Raw genomic sequence first — 22,979 nt, forward strand, 5'->3', positions numbered from 1 at the left:
ACAGTTGGTGATTGTGACTGCCAAATTCGGTCTCGGAAAAGCAAGAACCCGCTCAAAATACTCCGTAACACATTGAGAAAACAACCACACCCAGACTTGCACATGCATGCTAATGCTGCAATGTTCGACTATGAAAATTAGAGGTGATATGGTGAATATTTTTGCAAGAAAAAAAGGAATGAAGTTTGTCATTATGTTTATGTGTCTCGCACTTCTCGTTTCTCCTTTCCTTGACACAACAACAGCTTATGGGAATGAAGCAGCGTTGCCCGCAGTGAACGAAGCTGCTCGAGCCGTAACGGATGCTGTCTATGAGGCAGCCCCTCCCGTCCCTCAAAACCTAACTGTTGTAACCGATTCCATCACTGCGACGAGTGCACAGCTTAAATGGGATGTTCATCCAGAGCAAGCTGACGTTGATGTATGGTACTACGTAACTCCAGACCCTGCTAATCCAACAAAAGAAGATATAAACAACTATTTAGCTACAGGGAAAGGCGGCAGTGTGGAGCTGCAAAACTTGCAGCCTAATACGACGTACAAGCTGTATACCACTTGGTACAAGAGACCTTACACGCGGGTGTTGCGAAGCAACTACGTTGAATTTACGACACTTGCCGGCGAGCCTTCCAATGAGCCGACTGGCAATCCAGGGCCTAGCAACCTGAGTATTGTGAATGTTACACATAATACGGTAACCGTTACCTTTGATCCTGCCCATAAGCTAGATGATTACTGGGTTTGGAATCCGGACAATCCTCCTCTTAACAAAGATCCTTATTCCGGCTTCACGCAAGTAGGAGGCAGCACGATTGGCGGATTAAAGGAAGAAACCAAATATACCTTCTTCTTAGGTCCGAACGGTACTCAATATGCTAATCTAACGGATAAACAGAAGAGCAATTCGATTACTTTCACTACGCCAAAGGATACAAGTGAATATAAAGAACCGCCATTAACGCCTCCTCAATATTTAAAGGTAAGCGATATTACATCATCCAATATTACGTTCAAATGGACAGGCAGTCCTGATGCCAACGGCTATGACTTCTATGTTAACGGTGGATGGAAAGGCGGAATATGGAATGGCTCCGACACATTCATCTATACGTTCCCAGAAGGTGGACTTACAGCAGGCAGCATCTACAAATTTATGGTTGGCGCGCAAAATGGCGATTCCGGCAAAGATCCGGTTAACGGCCCGCCTTTAGAAATCAAATGGGGCGAGCTTGCGGCGCCGCTCGATCTTCAAGTCATTACAGCCAACCGCACAACCGCTTCTCTGGGATGGGCGCCGACCCCTGGCGCAACGAGCTACGACATCTATGAAGCAGGCAAGCTTATCGGCTCCAGCGATTCCAATCGGTATGTTGCTGAGGGTCTAACAGAAGGCAAATCCTACAGCTTTACAGTTGCAGCCAAAAATGCGCTATGGAAATCAGCTGCCAGCAGCGCAGCAACAACAATTCCAGGTGCGGACTACACTAATTTCACCTATTACGGCAGCTGGTTTTCCTATGAAAATAATCGTCAATACTTTCCAGTAGATATCGATGTTTCACAGCTTACACATCTCAACTACGCCTTCTCCGATATATGCTGGCGTAAAGTTGGTTCAAACGGTGTAGCTTGCCAAAATAAAGACATTCCGCTGCAAGAGAATTATGTTTTCGACGGAGAGCTTGTGCTTGGAGACCAGAAGGTCGATATTGAGCAGCTTGCTGCTTTTAACAAAATTAAAAATAATAACCCTGAGCTGAAGCTGATGGCTTCCGTAGGCGGCTGGACATTCTCCAATCATTTCTCCGACATGGCTGCATCTGAGGTCACACGTCGTACGTTTGCGAATTCCGTCGTTAAATATTTGCGTACGTATAAGATGGATGGACTCGATATCGACTGGGAATATCCGGTTGAGGGCGGAGAATCGGATAATATCAATCGTCCAGAGGATAAACAAAACTTCACTCTTCTCATGCAAACCGTTCGTGCAGCGCTTGATGCAGCCGGCTCCATCGATGGCAAATATTATTTGCTCACCATCGCATCCGGTCAAGGAGATGATTTCGTAGTCAATGCTGACTTCGTAAATTCTGTTCAATACCTGGATATGATCAACATTATGAGCTATGACTATAGCGGAAGCTGGGAACTGCGGGCTTTCCATAATTCGCCTCTCTATCAAGACCCTAATAATGTAAGAGCCTCTGCGAAGCGCAACAATGTTAGAGGCGCCTTGCTTGGTCATTTGAACGGCGGCGTTCCGGCTTTTAAACTAAACATGGGTGTTCCTTATTATGGAATAGGCTGGAAGGGTTGTTCCGCAAACGGTGAATATCAAAACTGCACATCCATTCCTTATGGATCATGGGAGAGCGGTAAGTTCGATTTTGCCGAGGTTGAGAACAATATGATAGACCAAAACGGATATACCCGTTACTGGAACGAGCATTCAAAGGTCGCTTATGTTTACAATAGTGAAACCGGAATGTTTATTACTTATAATGACCAAACAACAATGATGTATAGCACTTCGCTTGTCAAAACGTTGGATTTGGCTGGCGTTATGACTTGGGACATTAGCGGTGACCGCAACAAAACACTTACAACGCAGTTGATCAGTGATCTTCCGATTGACGGGAAGGTGAATGAAAACGCACTAGCTGCTCCTCAAAATGTAACAAAGCTCAGCGCGGACAAACAATCCTTTGAAATCAAATGGGATGCTGTCCAAGGGGCTGCTGGCTATGAGGTATTCGTGAACGCCATATTTACAGGATATACAGCGAATACGCAGTTTAAAGCAGACAAGCTGAACCTTGGATCAGACTACACCGTTACCGTGCTCAGTATCAGAAAAGACGGCAATAACATTACAGAGGTTTCTCCTGCAAGCAGTGCACTGGTTGTAAGTACAGCAGGCGTAATATCTCCAGCTCATCTCACGGTTACGAGTTCAACCTATGACGCGATTAGCGTTCAATGGACAGCTTCTCCGAAAGCAGATGGGTATGACGTTTATCTGGGTGATAAATTGGTGGAATCTACAACTGCTACAAACTACACGTTTACGCAACTAACGCACAGTACGACCTATTCCATTGGTGTAGTAGCCATTACTAAAAATGAGGATGAGATAATCGAAAAGTCCGAAATGACAAAACTAGAGGCAAAAACATTAGATTACACGGCTCCGCCAGAGTCGTCATCTGGGAACCCGCAAGCGGTCAAAGATAAAAATGAGCTTGATTCCAACGTTACGAAATCCGGCGGCAAGTGGACCGTTACGATTTTGAAAGATGCGGCTATTCAAACTATTGGAGCGGCTAGCTCCGCCGAGCTAAAAGTGACTGTCGGCAACGATGCAGCCCAAGTGGATGTCATCCTTCCTAAGGAAGTTATTGCAGCGCTTGCCAGCAAAAACGATAAGGCGAATTTGTCCATCATCTGGAACGGAGTTACCTATGTCATTCCAGCCCATGCGATTCACCTGAAATCAGATATCAAAATTTCGATTGCTCCACCGACTGCGAGCGAAGCAGCTGCAATTGAACAAGTGGCGAAAAAGAATGGCTATACGCTAAAAGTTTCGTCGCTTGATTTTAAGATTTTTAAGCTAATAGCTGACAACAAATATGAGGAAGTCACTGATTTTGGCCAGTCTGTTCTCACCCGTATTTATCAATTGAATGCTAAAGATATAGATACAAACCGTGCAAACGGCGTTGTTTACTTGCCTGGCACAAATGAATTCCGTCCACTCCATACGGTGTTCAAAAAAGACGATAAAGGCGGAGTTGCCGCTCATCTGGTCAGCAACGGCAACAGCATCTATACCATTGTCGAATCCAGCTTCAACTTCAAAGACGTGACGGCTGAATGGAACAAAAACCATATCGAGCGTGCAGCAGCCAAATTAATCGTTTTTGGACAATCGAATGAACAATTCGGAGGAAACACGATCATCACTAGGGCTGAATTTATTTCCATGATCAGCAGAGGCCTCGGCATCGTGCCAAAAGTAGAAGGCGCTCCATTTGATGATGTAGCGGCAGATTCCAAATATGCTGGAGATATTGCATTAGCTAAGGAATTAGGCATCATTACAGGCAAGAGCGAGCAGCTATTTGATCCGAACGGTACGATTACTCGCCAGGACATGGCAGTCATTTTGGCAAAAGTGATGAAGCTGATTGATCGTACGGCAGACGGTGACGCAGCATTGCTTGAGTCATTCCGTGATCAAGCTTCTATATCATCCTATGCTAAAGCTTCCGTTGCACTATTAGTTAAAGAACAAATTTTGCAAGGCGTATCCGAGACGAAATTTGATCCTCAGTCGAAAGTGACGAAAGCACAGGCAGTCGTAGCCGTGATGAGATTGCTTGATGATTTGGGATTAGCGAGCAAATAACCTTTTTAAAAAATGCAAAAGAGGGACGGCGCAGTTTGAACTGCTCCGTCCCTCTTCTATTACTGTACTGTCTGCATTTTCTCGTATAAATTAAATTCCCCCATCGCATTGGAGGATAAACCTTTATGTTCATACCCGCAGCTTAGGTAGAATGCATTGAGCTTCGGATTATTCGCAATACAGTCCAGCCGAATACGGTCTTTTCCCTCAAAATGAATACCTGATCCTGCCCAATCCACAATGGCCTCACCTAAGTTTTTGCCTGCAACCTCACGGTTAATGTTAAGTCGATGCAGATAGATGGACTGTTCATGCCCCTCTTCGCCCCATAGCTCGCGATCCCAAGCGCTTGCTTGCTGCATAAGCATGACCATTCCTGCCAATCGGTTGCCTTGCCTAAATAGGTATACTTCACCGCGTTTAATTGCCTCAGGCGTTTGATGAGAATCCTCACCCTTCAACAAGCCGCTCCACTGCGTAGAGCCTTTGCTCTTTAGCCATTTAGCTGTTTGGATGAGAAGCTGCAATACAGCTTCCGTATCCTCTGGTTTTGCTTGATATACGTTGATATCCGGTTGAATGACGCCAATATGATCCGTGCGTGTAAATATAGACATGTTGATTAACCTCCATATAATAGGTCCTTCTATTATAACTCTTCTCGTCTTATTTCAGCTATGTCAGCCCTCTTCCATGCGTCAAATCATATATTGCCGAAACTGCTAAAGCGAATCAACTTGCTCACTATAAATGCTGCCACAACTAAACCACGTGTGAGGATGTGGTTTTTGTTCATTAATACATGATGCAGCTCAACTATCGGAGGTTTTAGAAAAAGCCAGAGAGTATATTGAGGACGAAGAAAAATAAATAAAAACAACGGCTGTTTATTAATAGATTGTTGCTTTTAGATTTAAATTTCTAAAACCATCTATTATGATAAGATACCTCTATAATTTTTTATAAGTGTTGGATTTAACTTTAATTTGGGGGTGTTGGAAATAGATAACGGTGCTTTTGTTGCAATTTTTTCGAGTTTTATGGCAAACACTCCATAGCTTCATGCTCATCTACAACAATGTGAAAGAATGCTTGCCTTTTGTTTGAGAGCTTCGTCAGATTCCCCCTTTCATTTCTTACTGCTGTACTATCGTTTGACCGATCAAGCTAGTATCATCGACCCATTGTCCCCCTGCTGTACTCACCAGGAGTTATTCCTACTATCTTCTTGAATGCTTTAGAAAAATGATGAATATCTGAAAACCCACAATAACTTGCGATCTGCTCTTGTGTCAGCTTGGATGCAAGCAGCAGATCACAAGCATGATCTATGCGTGTTTTTAACAAATATTGATGCGGTGTTACACCGTACTGCATTTTAAATACATCGTTAAATCTTGAAGTAGATAGATTAGCTCTTCGCGCCATATCAACTACCGATAAAGGTTCGCTCAAGTTAAACGAAAAATAAGAAGTAATCCAATTTAATGCCTGCGGTGACATTTGCTTCACATGATTGGCAGGTATGTAATCCTCTAGTATGGAGGTGATCAATTCCATCATTCGGGTTTGTGCCTTCAATTGCATAATGGAGTCTTTATACTGCCAAAATTCCACCACTTGCAAAAATGTATCCCGAAATTTAGATGGATGACTTAGCTTCAGCTTCACCGGAATATGAGTTTGGAACTGCTCGTCCAATCTCGGCTGCATAAGATGCTGATAGGGGGTCAAATCCAATTGGCCCGCTCGTGTTGGGAAGCTTTGGTCGCTAGTCGTGCTATAAAATATATCAAAGTGTGCAAACGGCGTTACCGTATTCGTTGTCCCTTCCAAACGATTCACACTATTCGGCTGAATGAAACAAAACTCACCTTTTTCGAATGGATAGGCCACCCCATCAACTGTGAACAAGCATTCCCCTTCCTGTACATAGACAAGCAAGTAATCAAGCAAGCGGCGTTCCGGCAGTACCCACGGTTTTCGCAGCGCAAAATCGCACTCCCGTATATAGGGCACGATCCGGTGGTTCATCGTTGCATCCATGCCAGGTTTCATGAACATCCTCATCCTCTACTCGTAATTACTCACAGAATATCATATCTATCCCACAATTACAGTTGTTTTTGACAAACTTATTTGAAGCTTTGACAAAGCCAGATCATAGAAGAATCCTTTACACTGTATGTATTGCGAAGCTGAAACAAACACATACAATTAGGAGGAAATATGATGAATGAAAACAATAGGTTAAGCACGCTGCCCCTGCTTGAAGAAAGCTATTCTCTCACGCAAGAACAAATCGCTTCTTATCAAAAAGATGGCCATCTCTTTTTAAAAAATGTCGCATCCGCAGAAATGATAGAAACGTATGAACCAATCATTAGTGACTTGGTATTTAAGCACAATTACCATGATAAACCGGTCTCTGAACGGGATACTTACGGCAAAGCTTTTATACAAGTAGGCAACCTTTGGGAGATGAGTGAGGCTGCAGCTGCATTCACACTGGCAAAACGTTTTGCAAGAATAGCTGCAGAATTAATGGGTGTTGAGGGTGTCCGGATTTATCATGATCAAGCATTATTCAAAGAACCTGGCGGCGGTCATACGCCATGGCATCAAGACCAAATTTATTGGCCTTTCGATACCAATAATACCATTACGCTGTGGATGCCGCTGGTCCCTATTCCTGAAGAAGTGGGTACAATGAACTTTGCTTCCGGCACCAATCATTTGGGTTATGTCAGCAGGCAAGAAATTTCGGATGAATCACATAAAACCCTTGGTCAATTCATCGAAGGACGCAGCATTCCTCAAGTAAATTACGGTGCTATGGCGGCTGGAGACGCTACCTTCCATGCAGGTTGGACCATCCACTCTGCTCCGGGTAATCCAACTGACCATATGCGCAAGGTGATGACCATTATCTACTATGCAGACGGTACACTCGTTGGTGAGCCAGACAGCAAGGCAAGACGCTCTGATCTTGAAAATTGGCTGCCAGGCTGCAAGCCGGGCGGAATCGCAGCGAGTATTAAAAATCCGTTGGTTTATAAGAGGGAAAACGAATAATAAATAGTTTTAATAAAACAAAAAGAAGAGGGGCTGCGTGCACCCCTCTTCTTGATTTATTCAAATATACCCTGACTTGTTTTAACTCTTTAAGCTTCTTCTAATTATTATACAGCTCACTCTTAGTCTTATTTGTTTTCACACTAGCTTTCTTAAGAGCCGATTTCACAAGAGATTTCAAATAGCTATTCAATTCCCCTTACATTCTATCAATTCCAGTCCGTATATAAGGAATCGCTAATTTGATAAATTCTTCCGGCGGTGTCTTGTGACTATTTCTTCGCCATTCTACAGAAACCCCATAAATTCCCCAGCTTAATAGGACAGCTGTAAGTTTTAGAGCTTCATCCTTCTCCGCTTTATGCTGCTTTAACAACATTTTATAAAAAATAATTTCAAGCTGTTCCCTAATAATACGGGCAATGGTATCTTCGTAGCCTCTATGGCAACGACTGGATAATGACTTTTGAAAATTTGTTACAGCTTCAAAGATGCTAACAAATACTTCTTCATTTAGTTCGTCATTTTGATAAAAGTCATAATTCAAATTGACTAACAATACTTCTGACAGTACTTTTTCCAATAAGTTGTGTATATCTTCAAAATGATAATAAAAAGTTGCACGATTAATCATCGCTTCTGTAGTTATATCTTTTATCGTAATATCTTTAAATTCCTTTTTCCCTGAAAGTTCAATGAAAGAATCCATAATTAATTTGCGGGTACGTAGAACTCGGGGGTCCGACTTTGATTCTGTCATTTTGTTAACCTCCTACTTTTTAAACAACTTCTTAAATGTGTTGTATAAACGACACATCCGCAGAACTATTGGTGTTGATGATTTTTATTATGATTTAAAATTTAATTGCAAGCAAATAAATATGTATTTCGCTAGCGAGGTATAAGTATTTGCTTTTCATCGCTTATCTTTACTTATTAAAAGAGAAATGAGGAATTAAAATGGGGAACAATAATAATATGGTTTGTGATCTACAAACAGGCGTATGCGGAGTAGCTGAAGAGGAGGAAGTGGAGATTATTGATTTTAATCAGCCCACAAAAACAGTTAATCTTTACTATGTAACCGATCCTATTTGTTCGCATTGCTGGGCGCTTGAACCTGTGCTTCGTCGTTTTGTAGAGCAATACGGGAACTTTTTTAACTTTCATACGGTTATGGGCGGTTTGCTGGAAAAATGGCATGATGGACCAATCGATCCGGCAAACGGCATTCATAAACCAGCCGATGTGGCCCCTCACTGGAGAGAAGTTGGAGAGCATTCAAGAATGCCAATTGATGGGACTTTAATGATAGATAATCCAGTTCAATCATCCTACCCGCCTTCTCGTGTATTTAAGGTGATTCAAAAAAATCATACTGATGCAAAAGCAACAGAATATTTGCGTCGTTCAAGAGAAGCACTGTTTGCATTTAATCAAAATATATCAGATAAATCGGTTATGATTGAAATCGCAAATCATATCGGCCTTGATGGAAAAGCAATTGTAAACGAAGCTGAACAACAGGTCGGTCTTCAATTGTTACATGAAGATTTTGATCTAGTTAGAAGGTTGGGTGTCAGAGGTTTCCCTACCATTATTATGACTAATGAGGAGAATAAGGGCGTAAAAATTGTTGGCAGCCGTCCGTTGGATAACTATGTTGACGGTTTGAAAAAAGTTCTGAATCTCGAAGATTTACAACCCAAACCAATCGCTTCCCTTTCTGACTTGCTTGAAAAAGAAAAGCTTCTTTTCTCCAAAGAAATTGAAGTCATGTATGATGTTGAACAAGCAGACGTAAAATTTTTTATTGAACAAGAGCTTCCAACAAATCATTATCAAGTGAATGAAATTTTAGGAGAATTATATTTTACCGCTACTAAATAAACAAAGGGAAGTGACTATAATGTCGTACGTATTACAAGTGGATTTTAAAATGATTGGTCCGTTCGGAGATGAGATGGCAGAGGCGTTTTCTGATTTAGCAAAAATTATCAACGAAGAAGATGGATTCATATGGAAAATCTGGACAGAAAATTCCGAAAAAAATGAAGCCGGTGGAATTTATTTGTTTGAAACAAAAGAAACGGCTGAAAAATATAACATTATGCACACTAGCAGATTAGTTGACTTTGGTATAACAGATATCAATGCTAAAATCTTTTCCGTCAATCCCAAACTTACTGAAATCAATAAGGGACCTGCTTATTGCAATGAGAATTCTAGTCCGGGAAATCCTACTTCATAGTTATCCCTAGCGTAGAATACGTTCGGGCTTTAAATGGCTCTTAAAATGCTAATTACTAACGAGCGACACAAAGCACTCCACATGTGTGGAGTGCTTAACATAGCGATATAAACTATTACAAAGCTATTACCTTCTTCAGCTCGACTTCCGTCAGAATAACCTTGTATTACTTGCTCGCTAGCGCCATAACAATCCACGAAGTAACCTTTAGCATCTTACATGCTTGCGTTTGAAGCCAAGCCGCTGTTTATCAACTGCTTTTTGAAGCTGTTCAGATGCGACCAAAAAACTGTTTTTTTTCTTGTCCCGATTAACTTCTACCGGACCAACTTCCAATGCAATATCCATTGCTTTATCATGGAGCCGCATGTAGGATACCCCTACTGTGTAAATAAAATTATTCATTGCATATTTTGTTCGTTCGGGAGCATCATGAATCGTATTTTTCACAGTTTCGAGCAGATAGGCCATTTTGCTTTCGGTAAATTCATCATCCGGCCGACTCCCCAAAAGCCAGCAGTAACAACTCCAGCCCGCAGACATTTTCAGTTCTTCTCCGCTTTCGATCCACTTGTCAGCCACTTCTTGTGCAATATCGGCTTCTGCCAAGGTTACCGCAACAACATAGTCGGACAGCATATAAAAATAAGCTCCATCCATCCAACGGTCATAATCCGCTTCCGTCATCGCATTGGGATCTGCAATAATTCCGGCAAAATACATGGCGTCGTAGTTCCCTGTAGCATAAAGCTGCTCAGCCAACGGTTGATTTATTTTTGTTTTTTTGAAAATGGGCTTCATTTGGCCTGTAGCAACACCAAAAAGCGGTTCCTGTGCGCCATTGGATTGGTATATTTTTTTAGTTCGATCCTTGCCAAGAGCTTCAAGCTCCTGCATAACCATTTCTAAATTCATTGTTTTACACTCCCTTTTGAGATTTCACCGTCTTCTCCTACACCAGCAGTTTGTTTCAGTTGCATTAGTAACTTTTCATCCTATTTCAATGACCTTCTATGAAAAAACCACAGATCAGTAAGATTTTATTTAACCTTAAAAATCATTTTTCGCGTCCGTTTCACATCAAAACCTCAACGAAGACAAGTATATGTTACCACTATTTGAGCACAGAGAATATGAAATGAAGTTAAAAAATCTTTCCTTGCTAGAGCTCAACTACATGAACCTTACATGGGATTATATCTAGCTTCGGCACTTCATGCTTGAACCTGCCCCAATACCTTATTCGAAAAAGTCGTTCAAACGAAAAAAATGCCCCAGAGAAAATTCTCTGAGGCATTTTTTCAATGGAGCATCTCTGCTCCTATTTCTTTTTCTTCACTTTTTTATTCGCGGCTTTTTCAATATTCTCAGCTACTCTGTATTTTACGATCTCACCAATTAATTCGTAAGGTATAGGCTCGTCTAAAGGGAAGCGAATCGACCCTTTTGCCCCTTTATACGGGGATAATTGCTGTTTAAAGGCCTCAATTCCGCTTGGAGCCGGATATAAGCCGATATGATTTTTGTAAGCAGCAAAATGAACAATGTTCCCATGGAGCACGAAGGTCGGCATTTGATAGCTGATTTTTTCTGTCGCTTCTGGTGCAGCCACTTTAACCACGCCTCTTATCTTCTCCAAAATGTCCTGAATCTCAGGAGGGTACTGAGAGATATACTGATCGATTGTCTCAAATGTGATTTTATTGCCGTCCATGGCTGCTCCTTTCGGGCCTTATAGTTATTTGCGGCGCTTCTGGGCCATTCTCGAATAAATGATGAATGCTGCGACAAGCATGCTAATGAAACCAACATTTTCTGCCGGTCCCTGTTCCATCCCAAATACCATACAAAGATTCGTAATAAGGCTTTTTACAAGCAGTGCTATGACAATCAGCATTAACGGACGAATAAAATTATATTTCTTCATCTTTAGTACCACTCCTGACGACGCCCATAGTAGATCAGCTCCCGCTAAAACTAGCAATTGAAATCGCTTTAATAGGAGCAATCCCGGCAAGTATACCAGTTTCCACCCTGATCGTCCAACCTTTCCGCGCAGCTCTAGCTTCTACAAAGCCAGCGCCTGACCATGCCTTGTCAGATACTCCTCATTTTCTTTGTAATCCGGAATGATGCTTCCTACGCGTCGCCAAAAAGAACGGTCATGATTCATATGGGTAAGATGGCAAAGCTCAAGGATGATTATATAGTCGATCACCTCATTAGGAGCCATCGCACCAGACTCCCCCATTATATCCCCATCTTTAACAGCCAAGCAGAAAGCTTTTCCTCCCGCCCCTTAACATCGTCGCTATCAAAATGATATTTCCCTAAATACTGCTCACTAACAATCTCTCCATCCTCCATCAACAGGACGCGCTCGGTTTTGGCAGCGACCTTGACGTCGTGCGTGACCAGCAGTATGGTGGTTCCGGATTGGTTGATGCTGCCAAGCAGCTCCATGATGTCAGACGTCGCTTTGGAGTTTAGTGCTCCCGTCGGCTCATCTCCGAGAATAATCTTCGGCTGGTTCATGAGCGCCCGGCAAATGCTCACCCGTTGGAGCTGTCCGCCGGAAGCCTGCGTTATATCGCGGTCTGCGAGCGCAGAGATTCCTGTTTTCTTCATCAACTCCTCCGCTCGCAGGCGAATGGAGTCCCGGCTCTCTTTGGCTGCAAAATATTCGGAGAGAATGATATTATCGAGCATGCTGAGATTTTTGAGGAGATGGATCTGCTGAAAAATAAACCCCATTTTGTTCTGGCGCAGCTGATCCAATTCCTTCTCTGAAAGGGAGGAAATATTTTGCCCATCAAACAAGACTTGTCCGGAAGTCATCCGATCCATTCCGCTAATTGTGTAGAGCAAGGTCGACTTTCCCGAGCCTGACGCCCCCATGACGGCAACGAACTCGCCCTCGTGTATCTGCAGATTAATATTTTTCAGTACGGCTTGTTCTTGCCCTTTGCTTATTGAATAGGTTTTATTCAGGTCTGTAATCTCCAATATGTGGTTCATGCTTTATCCCCTCATTCGGTTATCATTCTCGTCATGCTGTATTTTTTCATCGATAGCGTGCCTACCAGCGTTGCAATGGTGACAACTAAACCAAGAGCTAATGGATACAAGAAATAAGATACCCATGGGTTCGTCACAAACTGGATATTGGAGGCTCCCATCGAAGACATCAGCAAACCTACCAGACTTTGCCCAAACGTATGGGCCATAAGCGTACCCATGAGAATACCGCCTGCAAGCACAACCAGTATCCGTATCACGTACTGCTTTCGAATATGTGCGGCGGCAATACCAAGGCTTCTCATAATGGCGATGCCGGAATAATCTTTTGCGGTCAGCAGCTTTAAGAAAAGCGAAGTAATCAGAATGGAGATAAACACAGCAATGATAACGGCAAGTACCGTAACCATCTTGATCTGCTTAATCGTCGAGCCGAGTGTCTGATGCATATAATCTTGGAGATGCGTCACTTTCACCCCTGGAAAAAGACCCGTATATTCGGTTATTTTGGCCCCTATATCGCTGCCATGTCTAATGTCCGCATTAAGGGTATACCAGAGTACATCCTCCGGTTGATAGGGCAGCAGCGCTTTGGCTGTTTTGCCGCCATTGGTCACGTCCTGATAAATGCCGCTAACGGTCATCTCATGCTGCTTACCGTTAATGACTAATATCAGCGCGTCTCCCACTTTTTTCGACAGAGCGTCAGCGTTCAGACTGGAGAGAGCCATATCGTTTTTGTTGATAGGAGCGTTGCCGCTGCTGTATTTCAATGGAAAAATGGAGAAATCCCCCGTTTCAACCTGTATGCTCTCTAATGCTCCTTCACTTCCTACGACGCTGTATTTACTCGTCACGAGCGGAGAAAATTTCACGATATCCGTATCTTGAGCAAGGTAATGCTGAACTTCGTCAAATCTATCCTGCATGTGATCGGATTGCTGCAAATCCATTCGCATATCGCTTTGTCCGACCCCCATATACGCAACGAAGCTAGGTGACTGCATCGTATGCAGGAAATTGACCGGAACAATGATGATGAAGAAGCAAATGACAAAAATAATAAACAATAAAAGATACATTTTAAACCGTCCGACGACATCTTTCAGCGCCAAAAATACGTTAACACTAGGAATTCTGCTTTTATAAAGCGGCAACCGCTTCGTATTCACCTTAAGCTCGCCCATCGCACCGGCTCGCAGCGCTTCAACCGCCGAGATTTTATGAAATCGTCTCAGCACAAGGGTGCAGAAGAGCAGAACGAAAGCAAACACCAATCCAGCTACCAAAATAGGAATCAAGCTTTGTAGAATGCTTTGCGGAGCAATCCCGATATACAACGCCATATTGGATAGGAATAGCGGACGAATACAAAGGGAAACCACATATCCGAAAAGACTAGCGCCCCCCGCCAGAACAATATATTTGGTCAGATAGATGTTGCGAATATGCTGTTGACGGATGCCGAAGGCTTTCATAACGCCAATCTCTTTATAATCCTCTTCCAGCGTGGTCAGTATGGTGAACCGCAGACACAGCACCGCAATAAGAATTAATAAGCTGCTGACCAGAAAAATGATGACGGCGACCACCCCGTCCGTTAATGCATGAAGCATCTGGAACAAGGAATAGTCAATAGCAGGGCCTTTTGCCGGTAATCCGGCTGACTGGTATGCTGTCTTGAATTCATTGAGCTTGCTTAGTTCCTTAAGCTGAAATGCAATCATATACTCGATTTCTCCGGTCATACTCTTCAACGTTTCATGATCCGCTGCGCTTACGACGAATCGCTTGGAGCTGATAATCGAAGGATTCATTTGAACATCCCGCACAAAGTCTGTAATGGTGAACGTCATGTCTGATGATCCAGCCGAAACTCGAATCGTATCGCCCAGGTTCAAATGATGCTGCTGCCTATAATAAATAGGAACCGCAATCTCCCCGTCCAAAACCTCAATTCGCTTATTATCTAATGTAAGTAAATAATCAAAGCTCTTGTTCTGCACGACAAAGCCGTTATCCATTACGCTGCTGCTATCGGCTTCCTGATTGTCGCCAAAATAGAGATTAGCATTGTCGATCACCAGCATTTCAGAGATTTGTTCACTCTTGACAAGGGAGTTCTCTGCCGCAAAGCTCTGAATGGCAGCTCTATCCACGGGTCCGGCGTGCATCTGCACGTAGTGCGGCGCACTAGATACAGTAAACAAATGGTTAATCGAGCGAAATAGCTGCGTCATCATCGTTGTCCCGCTGGAAGCAAGCAGCACAGACAGCATAATGAACACGAAAAGGATAATCGTAATCGCCTTATTTCGTTTAAAATCTTTTTTTAATATTTTCGCTAGCATGTCAGCCCCTCCTTTCCTTACTTTGTCTCCAGCGCCCGAATCGACTTCATCCTTGCCATTACAAGTGCTAAAACGATGACCAAAACGCCAGAAATAATAAATAACAAGCCGATACCGCGCCCTTGGCCGCTGCCAATCCATTTTCCAACCGTGGAGGCTAGAAGCCCTCCTTCATCCATTAGAGGATTAAATATATGGTCGGATAAAAGACCCGCCGATGCATACGCAGCGACATAGCCGAATTGGGAGACCACTCCGATCATTCCCCAAGCTCTGCCTTGTGCTTCGTTTGGTATATTTGTTCGAATCAATACATCCGCGCTTGTATTAACGAAGGGCAAGGTTGCAAAAAACAGAAAGCCCGCGGCTGCGATTGCGTAAATATTCGATGATACTCCAATAAGCGAGAAGAAAATACCAGCGACCAAAAGACCGACCGACAGCACGCGCGTATACCGCTGATTAACGTTGAAGACGCCAATAAACAAGCTGCCAAGCAGCAGCCCTGTCGCACTGACCGATTGGACGATCCCTAATGTCTTGGCATTAGATAACGGAAGCACCATGGGCGTAAATAAGGTTTGCAAAATGCCCATATAAAAGGTGACTACGGTCAGCAGCAGCGTAAGCGCTAAGACTCCTTTTCTAGATACAAGAACTTGCCAGCCCTCTTTCAAGTCCTTTGCTAAGCTGAACTGCTTCTTGCTGACAGATTTAGTAACCAGGCTTCGGCGAACGGCAGAAATCGTAATAATCGTGATAAATACCGTGCTTATATCGATAATCAGAAGTGCTTCGATATCCACCACAGCAAGCAGCATGCCCGCGAGAAGAGGGGAAAATAAATACTTAGAAGAGCCGGCAAGCTGCACAAGTCCACTCGCTTTCGCAAACTGTTCTTCGGGCAGCAAATCGGTAATCGTCGCTTTATAAGCCGGATCGGTCAACGATGCGAATATAGAGCTGATCGTCACCCCCACACAGAGCTGCCAAAGCTGTGCCTCGCCAGAGAACATGACGATTACAATATAAATGAGCCCAAGCGCCGAACCCCCATCACCTAGCAGCATCATGAGCCGTCGATCGAATCGGTCAGCCAATACCCCGCCAACAGGACTTAACAGGATCATCGGCAAAAAGGTGCACAGCGTCACGAGTGACACTGCCGTGGCGGAGTGGGTCGTCTGGAAGACGTAAACTCCTAAGCCGAATGCGGTTAAGCCGCTGCCGATACTGGAAACCAGTTCCCCGAACCACAGAATGATAAATTTTCGAAAAGCATTATTCGCCATTCGCCTTACCGTCCGCCGAGTCTGCTTGCTCAAACAGCCTTGCCACGTAAGCGAAGCTGCCTTTCTCTGCTCCAAGCAGCGTTTCCATTGCATAAATGAAGCCTTGAATTTTTTGAGACAGCTCCTGCGGCTGCCAGTTGAATATGCCCTCATCAAATAGGGTTACAGCAGACACAAGCAGTAGCTCTATTGCTTCCTTCGGATATGGCGTCGCAAACAGCTTTCCTCTTATTCCTTGCTCGGTAACCTCCTGCAAAACAGGAGTCAGCTTGCGCACCGTCTCTGACAAGCTTTTTTGATGCATTTGGGCGTTATTGACGTCATGCAACGTTTCAATAAGCTGGCTTTTTGAGCTGTTTGAGGCCGGCTTTTGCGCGAGCATGATGTACAGAAACTTTTCGTGGACGGTAAGACTAGCATTTGCGGAGATTTCTTTGGCTGCCAGCACCCCGCTATCCACAATTCTGACGACGATTGCATCCATCACTTCTTCTTTCGATTTGAAGTAATAGTAGAAGGTTCCTTTTGCAATTCCGATTTCTTTCAAAATATCATTGATCGTCGTCTTGTCGTAACCCTTGGTATGGAATAAAGCTTCCGCAGTATCCAATATTTCATTTTTCCGTTCTTCCGGCTCTTTGAGCGTTCTCATGAAAACTCCTCCGTTCTCTAGACCGACCGTCAGTCTATGAAAGGATTATAATATATGATCCTTATTTTGTAAATAAGGAGAATGAAGCGGGGTAACACAGCCGAATGAGTAATACGCAAAAAAGACGCATAAGAGCTCTGCTCCCTGCGCCTTATTGGTGATGGTACCTGCAATCATTTGGAAGCCGTTGAAGGCTGTACAAAAAACAGCTATAATAGCTGGCCAAATCTGTATATGAGTCTAGTTTTTTATCAACTCTCTATTTCACTAGCGTAATACCGAAAGCAGATCCCGCATTTCCAGCAAATACGATATATCCGTTCGCAGGCAATACGACTTCATTTTTACCGCTAATGACCGTATTATTCACCAGTGCACCCGCTTCATCGTATACCATAAAACCACCTTTAGCTGGCATCTCGACTACCATTTTCTTGCCAGCAGCTGTTTCAGGAACGCTGAACCATCTAGCATAACCGTCAGCTTGAATTGTAGTTATCGACGATTTCCCTTTATACAGCGGCTTCACTCCATCCTCGCTCATATACACGGTTGCAGCCGCATTAAGGTACTCTACGCCCTCTTTAGCATAAAAAAGAATACTCAGTGTATCTCGGCCTGCTGTTCCAGGAATCTGATGCTGGCTCTCAGCCGTATTGGCACCTGTTATTTTTATATCATTGAAATAACCTTGGCTTGTCTTTATTGTTGGCCTAATAATGTTCATATTGGCGATGGAACTGAATTTCTCGTTGACTGGATAGTAGGATTTGCCTTCTCTTTTTGCCCACGCATCTGCCGTTTCTTTATCCAGCACTGCACCTTCCAATTTCTCCGCTTTGTATTCAGAAAATGCAAGCTGGCCTAATTCAGGTACTGAAACATACTGGCTCATCCACAAATAAGTCCGTCCGTTGCTTTCTTTTACAAAACTAACCTTTGTGCTTCCATCTTCGTCGACAAAAGCTCCATCCTTGGTGTATATAAATTTCTGATCTGGAGCGGCCAATCCTGACAATGCCAGTTCCCCGTCCTTGATAAGTGCATTCCACTGATCGCCTTGAGTACTGTAATAACCTGCGTACTTCGCAAGGTCTTTTGGCATGTCAGCCTTAACCGGCTTGCCAAATGATTTTTCTGGCTTGATCTCTTTAATTGCGCCCTTCTCTTTCATCGCCTGAAGGAGCAATTCACTCGCTAGCAGCTGATTTATTGAGGAGCTACCGCCTGAGGTAATGACTGCTGCAGCCATGTTCTGCTCGGGAAGCACGACGAAGGAGGAATGATACATCTGTGTGTCTCCTCCTTTGACGAGGGCTTTTATACCATAATCATTGAAAGGGAATAAGCGTACGCTATCCCAACCAAGTCCGTAGTCCATCGAGTTATCCGCTTCTTCGGGCCATAATCCCTTCCTATACTCTTCTTGCTCCATGGCCTGTGCTGATTTGATGGAGAGTACGTCCGCTCTCTTCCCAGTAAAGATTTGCGAGAATCGAACCAAATCCTCCGCAGTAGAGTAGACTCCGCCTGTACCAATCGCATTGGTCGTCTCCGTTGGAAGCTGGCCCTCATAGGCTGGAGAGTAAAGGCCGGCAAATTTGCTCGTCTCTACCATGTCTTGTGGCGTCATGGTATGGCTCATACCCAAAGGCACAGCAAAATTGTCATGAATGAATGCGGTAAAAGTCATTTTGCTGACTCTTTCTACAAGAATTTCTGCGAGCGTGAATCCATCATTACAATACACTGAAAAAGCTCCCGGTTCTGCCTTTAATTTCTGTGTAGACAAGTTCTTTAGCAGCGAATCGTGTACGTACGTATCTGGATCATTAAATAAAAATGCACTGTTTAAACTCGAACCCTGCAAACCAGATGAGTGATTCAACAACATGCGCGGAGTAATCTTTTTATAACGTTCATCTTCCATCTTAAAATCCGTAATATAGTGTACGACGGGGGTATCGAGATTGATCTTACCTTCATCCACTAATTTCATGACTGCTGACGCGGTAAACATTTTGCTCGTAGAGCCAATACCATAGATGGTTTCCTTCGTTAAAGGGATTTTTCCTTCTATGTCGTTAACTCCTGATTGTCCCGATACTTTGATCACTCCATTATCGATCAAGGCATACTGCACGCTAGGTATTCCATATTGTTCAGTTAGAAGTGCCGCTTTCTCAGAAGCAATCTTCTCTAGCGTCTTAGAATAAACCGAAGCTACGGTGTTGGAAGCCATTGCGTTTGTAGGAATAAGCGGGGTCAGAACTAAGGCCGCTGCAAGCGTCCATATGAATCTTTTTTTCAAATCATCCACATCCTTTTGTCTCTCATTTTGAACGATTACGAATTATTTTTAATTCAATTCTAGCCTGTACTGAGTCTCCTTTCTTACCGTCATTCTAGCATTCCAGTCTTACACGCTATTAAACTTAACCTTAATTCCATCTACGATATTTTGAAGACAGTTAAGTTTCTGTTAAGGCTTGCTCCATAATTAAGTAGTGTTTTGAGAATAAAAAAAACCGCGTTAATCGCGGTTGGGATAAACCTATGTTTTATATGTCATTTCTATTAGCAAAGCTTATTTGGATCCTTATATCCTTCATCATCTGTGTTTAGAGATTCAATCTTATTTTAAGATTTGTACTTGAAATAGAATGACTCAATTCATGTCTCTGTTCATGTTTTGTTTATCTCTTAATTCATCTCCACTAACCATCATATCAAAATAAATCGTATCGTCCTTCTTCACATACCAGGCCGTTGATTTTCTTTTATGATAGACAGTGAAAAAAAGTTCAATATCAAAGTTGGTCTGGCGCCTCTTATCTCTTAACTCTTATAAACCAAAAAATTCCTCAGACGTTTTTCTCGTAGCCTCAGCTACCTCTTCTACTGGTTTTCCTATACACCGTGATACAGTTTGCAAAATGTGTGGTAAGAAAGCCGGCTCATTCCGTCCATCCTGCGGCTTCCCTTTCAAATCCCGTGGCGTTAAGAATGGCCCATCCGTCTCAATCATAAGCCGGTCTAGCGGAATCAATCGTATAAGCTCTTTCAGGTGTTTGCCTCTTCGCTCATCACAAATCCAGCCTGTAATTCCAATATGGAATCCCATTTCGAGATAAGCCATAAGTTCTGGCAAAGTCCCCGTAAAACAATGGACGACCGCTTTCTGAACCGATTGTTCCTTAAGCATGGCTATAAAATCCGAAAAAGCTTCCCGTTCATGTAGAAACAGCGGCATATCCTGCTCAAGCGCTAAATCAATTTGCTCGGTAAACCATTTGCGTTGCACATCCCGCGGCGAGAAATCTCGGTTATAGTCTAGTCCGCATTCTCCGATGGCCACCACCTGCGGCTGTGCCGCCAGTTGTTTGAGCTTCTTCATCGTCTCATCTGTACAGCTCTTCGCATCGTGAGGATGAACACCCGCAGTAGAGTACAGTTTTCCGGGTAAACGACCTGCATAGCGGGCAGCTTCCACACTGTTCCTCAAGCTTGTTCCCGTGATAACAAGTGGAGAAACCCCATTCGCTGCCGCCCTTTCAACCACCTGCTCACGATCTTGATTATACGATCGATGCATCAAGTTGACGCCAATATCTATAATTTTATTCTCCATTTTTTATTTGCTCCGTTCGATTTCATTTCTTGTTGCTTCTAATGTACACACATACTCTTTACGCCCAAAATCTTCTAATTGCATTATAAGCATTTCAAATCATTGGCGGATAGGGAATGTTTGATTAAAAGCATTTTTTACAATGAAATGATATTGCTTCAATGGTTACTTTCATTTTTCAACTTAGCTATATTCCTTTGCATCCAACACATGCATTTCACTTTGAAGCCACAGAAAAAAGCTAATATAGGCGTGGAATCATCTCCTACATGAACTGTTGCTCCACTACCCAATAATCACAATAAATTAAAATATTGACGCAAAAGATAATAGTGTATATATTATATATATACGGTAGATACTCTATCAACGAGAACGAGGTAATGAAACATGAAAATTATTATATCCAACGCATCAAGCGATCCGATTTACATCCAAATAATGAACCAGATTAGGCAGAGCATCTTGAGCAATGAAATACGTGCAGGTGAACTCCTTCCCTCCATTAGGCAGCTTGCCAAGGATTTGCAAGTTAGTGTAATTACAACTAAGCGTGTTTATGAAGAGTTAGAGAAAGAGAAGTTAATCGACTCAGTTGTAGGTAAGGGCTGTTTCGTATCAGGAGCAAATAAAGACTTTATTCGGGAGCAGCGTATGAAACTATTAGAAGAGAAAATGATAGAAATCATTCGAGAAAGCAAGGAACTAAACATGAGTCAACAAGATCTAATCAATCATTTCACTCTCTTTTTCGAGGAGGAACAGACCCCATGAATGCAATAGAATTACGTAATCTTACGAAAACGTACAATCAATTTACAGTCGATAATGTATCTTTAGATGTAAAAAAGGGCTACATAACCGGACTGATTGGTCCGAATGGTGTTGGTAAAAGCACTTTGATCAAAATGATGCTCGGCATGATCCGTCCAGACTCCGGTAGTGTAAAAATATTAGGCTGCGCTATGCCTGAACATGAAGTTGATATTAAGCAGCGCATCGGTATCGTGTCGGATGACTGCTTCTATTATGAACATCTTACGATTCGTGATATGAAAGAGATGATCGCACCTTTCTACAAAAAGTGGAGCAATACTAAGTTTAACGGCTTACTTGAACAATTCGAGTTGTCTCCTAAGAAGAAGATTGATGAGTTATCAAAGGGGATGAAAATCAAGTTTTCCCTTGCAGTTGCCTTATCGCATGAGGCAGAGCTCTTAATTATGGATGAGCCAACCTCTGGACTTGATCCTGTGTTTAGAAGAGAATTGCTTGATTTACTTGGGGATATGATGCAGGACGAGAGAAATACCATTATATTTTCGACCCATATTACAACAGATTTAGATCGCATTGCAGACTACATTACTTTCATCAATCGTGGAAAGCTCGTATTTAATGAATCAAAAGATGAAGTATTCGAGAGGTACGCAATCGTCAAAGGTGACTTGCAACTGCTTGATTCGGATATACGAAGCAATTTTATCGGGATTCGTGAGACTGATGTTGGGTTTGAGGGCTTAGTAAACAATAGGCAAGATGCCTTACAGCTGTTTGGAAATTATGTTGTTTTCGATAAACCATCCTTAGAAGACATCATCTATTACACCGCTAAGGGAGGACGAATTCATGCTTAACTTGCTTCGTAAAGACTTCATCGCTTTAAAAAGCTCACTAGGGCTTATTATACTTTTTCTCGCTGTATACAGTATTGCATTTATACCAAAACATGAATCATCTATTCACCTTGTGGCTATCTATACAGCTTGTGCGTCACTTAGTCTAGGTATGATGATCGATATCAAAAAAAATCACCATAATTTTCTGGTCACGCTGCCGATTAGCCGTAAACATATTGTAAAAGCGAAATACATAACAGCCATCATTTACACATTTTTTGGAGTCCTTGCTTCTTATGGGATTCATTCTCTCGTTAAAATAGCATTCCCTCAGCTAAACAAGCCGGATTATTCGGTCATAGACATGCTAGTTCCATTAGGAATAGTGCTTGTTCTAACTTCCATCTATATGCCGCTCTTTTACACACTTAGTAAAAAAGGAACCGGTATTATAAATTTCGTATTTATGATTATCCTAATTGCTCTGGCGCAGCCTACAGCTATGTTTATGAATATGATAAACAACCAAGGCTTTAGCAATGACCAAACGCTATTTCTTATCCCGATTGCTGTCTTACTGTTATTCATTGCTTCCTATTACTTAACTGTACATCTATTTACTAGAAAGGACTTATAGGAGGCCGCACAAGTATATAACAAGTGATGAAATAATAAG

At 42.7% G+C, this 22,979-nt stretch carries 19 protein-coding genes and 1 pseudogene; 7 read left to right on the top strand and 13 right to left on the bottom strand.

Features of this window, described 5'->3' with window-relative positions; genetic code table 11:
• Positions 1–130: 130 nt before the first annotated feature.
• A complete protein-coding gene (locus tag AC1DM9_RS26225) occupies positions 131–4,414 on the top strand; it encodes a glycosyl hydrolase family 18 protein (RefSeq protein WP_477583018.1) in 4,284 nt (1,427 codons plus the stop codon).
• 59 nt (positions 4,415–4,473) lie between these two features.
• On the opposite strand, the gene AC1DM9_RS26230 is transcribed toward AC1DM9_RS26225, so the two are convergent.
• Positions 4,474–5,031 carry a GNAT family N-acetyltransferase gene (locus AC1DM9_RS26230; RefSeq protein WP_477510482.1) on the bottom strand — a complete coding sequence of 186 codons (558 nt, stop codon included), beginning with the start codon at positions 5,029–5,031 and terminating at the stop codon, positions 4,474–4,476.
• Between the two features lie 556 nt (positions 5,032–5,587).
• Positions 5,588–6,472 (bottom strand): helix-turn-helix domain-containing protein, encoded by an 885-nt coding sequence (locus tag AC1DM9_RS26235; protein ID WP_441884150.1) that lies wholly within the window; start codon positions 6,470–6,472, stop codon positions 5,588–5,590.
• A 171-nt stretch (positions 6,473–6,643) separates the two neighbouring features.
• Between AC1DM9_RS26235 and AC1DM9_RS26240 the strand changes: the two genes are divergently transcribed.
• Complete coding sequence (locus AC1DM9_RS26240) at positions 6,644–7,489, top strand: phytanoyl-CoA dioxygenase family protein (protein ID WP_477510480.1); 846 nt, start codon at positions 6,644–6,646, stop codon at positions 7,487–7,489.
• 199 nt (positions 7,490–7,688) lie between these two features.
• Here the strand turns inward: AC1DM9_RS26240 and AC1DM9_RS26245 are convergent, their stop codons facing one another.
• Entirely contained in the window at positions 7,689–8,249 is a 561-nt protein-coding gene (locus tag AC1DM9_RS26245; protein WP_441884144.1) for a TetR/AcrR family transcriptional regulator, read from the bottom strand.
• A gap of 200 nt (positions 8,250–8,449) precedes the next feature.
• Between AC1DM9_RS26245 and AC1DM9_RS26250 the strand changes: the two genes are divergently transcribed.
• Together AC1DM9_RS26250 and AC1DM9_RS26255 are read left to right on the top strand one after the other, a co-directional pair.
• Positions 8,450–9,379, top strand: a complete 930-nt coding sequence (locus AC1DM9_RS26250) for a DsbA family protein (RefSeq protein WP_477583021.1) — start codon at positions 8,450–8,452, stop codon at positions 9,377–9,379.
• Positions 9,380–9,398: 19 nt separating this feature from the next.
• Positions 9,399–9,740 carry a monooxygenase gene (locus AC1DM9_RS26255; protein WP_477583023.1) on the top strand — a complete coding sequence of 114 codons (342 nt, stop codon included), beginning with the start codon at positions 9,399–9,401 and terminating at the stop codon, positions 9,738–9,740.
• A gap of 207 nt (positions 9,741–9,947) precedes the next feature.
• Here the strand turns inward: AC1DM9_RS26255 and AC1DM9_RS26260 are convergent, their stop codons facing one another.
• From AC1DM9_RS26260 to AC1DM9_RS26305, 10 genes and pseudogenes are all read right to left on the bottom strand, one after another.
• On the bottom strand, positions 9,948–10,655 hold the full coding sequence (locus AC1DM9_RS26260) for a DNA alkylation repair protein (protein WP_477549191.1): 708 nt from the start codon (positions 10,653–10,655) through the stop codon (positions 9,948–9,950).
• A 406-nt stretch (positions 10,656–11,061) separates the two neighbouring features.
• Positions 11,062–11,454: an iron chaperone gene (locus AC1DM9_RS26265; RefSeq protein WP_477583025.1), complete on the bottom strand. Its 393-nt coding sequence runs from the start codon at positions 11,452–11,454 to the stop codon at positions 11,062–11,064.
• 24 nt (positions 11,455–11,478) lie between these two features.
• A complete protein-coding gene (locus tag AC1DM9_RS26270; protein ID WP_076271073.1) occupies positions 11,479–11,667 on the bottom strand; it encodes a hypothetical protein in 189 nt (62 codons plus the stop codon).
• A 141-nt stretch (positions 11,668–11,808) separates the two neighbouring features.
• A pseudogene (locus tag AC1DM9_RS26275) lies at positions 11,809–11,976 on the bottom strand (M48 metallopeptidase family protein); the annotation flags it as partial.
• Between the two features lie 14 nt (positions 11,977–11,990).
• Positions 11,991–12,758: an ABC transporter ATP-binding protein gene (locus AC1DM9_RS26280; RefSeq protein ID WP_477583027.1), complete on the bottom strand. Its 768-nt coding sequence runs from the start codon at positions 12,756–12,758 to the stop codon at positions 11,991–11,993.
• 11 nt (positions 12,759–12,769) lie between these two features.
• Positions 12,770–15,109: an ABC transporter permease gene (locus tag AC1DM9_RS26285; protein ID WP_477549188.1), complete on the bottom strand. Its 2,340-nt coding sequence runs from the start codon at positions 15,107–15,109 to the stop codon at positions 12,770–12,772.
• Between the two features lie 17 nt (positions 15,110–15,126).
• A complete protein-coding gene (locus AC1DM9_RS26290; RefSeq protein ID WP_477583029.1) occupies positions 15,127–16,434 on the bottom strand; it encodes an MFS transporter in 1,308 nt (435 codons plus the stop codon).
• Positions 16,391–17,053: a TetR/AcrR family transcriptional regulator gene (locus tag AC1DM9_RS26295; protein WP_477583031.1), complete on the bottom strand. Its 663-nt coding sequence runs from the start codon at positions 17,051–17,053 to the stop codon at positions 16,391–16,393. The genes AC1DM9_RS26290 and AC1DM9_RS26295 overlap by 44 nt, the downstream gene beginning before the upstream one ends.
• Positions 17,054–17,312: 259 nt before the next feature.
• The gene (locus AC1DM9_RS26300; protein ID WP_477583033.1) at positions 17,313–19,364 is read right to left on the bottom strand and encodes a serine hydrolase domain-containing protein; all 2,052 of its coding nucleotides are present in this window, start codon (positions 19,362–19,364) and stop codon (positions 17,313–17,315) included.
• A 534-nt stretch (positions 19,365–19,898) separates the two neighbouring features.
• A complete protein-coding gene (locus AC1DM9_RS26305; RefSeq protein WP_477583035.1) occupies positions 19,899–20,684 on the bottom strand; it encodes a TatD family hydrolase in 786 nt (261 codons plus the stop codon).
• A 390-nt stretch (positions 20,685–21,074) separates the two neighbouring features.
• On the opposite strand from AC1DM9_RS26305, the gene AC1DM9_RS26310 reads away from it, so the two are divergent.
• Genes AC1DM9_RS26310 through AC1DM9_RS26320 form a run of 3 tightly spaced genes read left to right on the top strand, consistent with a single transcriptional unit; the run spans position 21,075 to position 22,940 of the window.
• On the top strand, positions 21,075–21,458 hold the full coding sequence (locus AC1DM9_RS26310) for a GntR family transcriptional regulator (protein ID WP_441884111.1): 384 nt from the start codon (positions 21,075–21,077) through the stop codon (positions 21,456–21,458).
• Entirely contained in the window at positions 21,455–22,321 is an 867-nt protein-coding gene (locus AC1DM9_RS26315) for an ABC transporter ATP-binding protein (protein WP_477583037.1), read from the top strand. The genes AC1DM9_RS26310 and AC1DM9_RS26315 overlap by 4 nt, the downstream gene beginning before the upstream one ends.
• Positions 22,314–22,940, top strand: a complete 627-nt coding sequence (locus AC1DM9_RS26320) for an ABC-2 transporter permease (RefSeq protein WP_477583039.1) — start codon at positions 22,314–22,316, stop codon at positions 22,938–22,940. The genes AC1DM9_RS26315 and AC1DM9_RS26320 overlap by 8 nt, the downstream gene beginning before the upstream one ends.
• Positions 22,941–22,979: the final 39 nt, after the last annotated feature.

It is taken from the genome of Paenibacillus sp. 01T431, assembly GCF_056398625.1.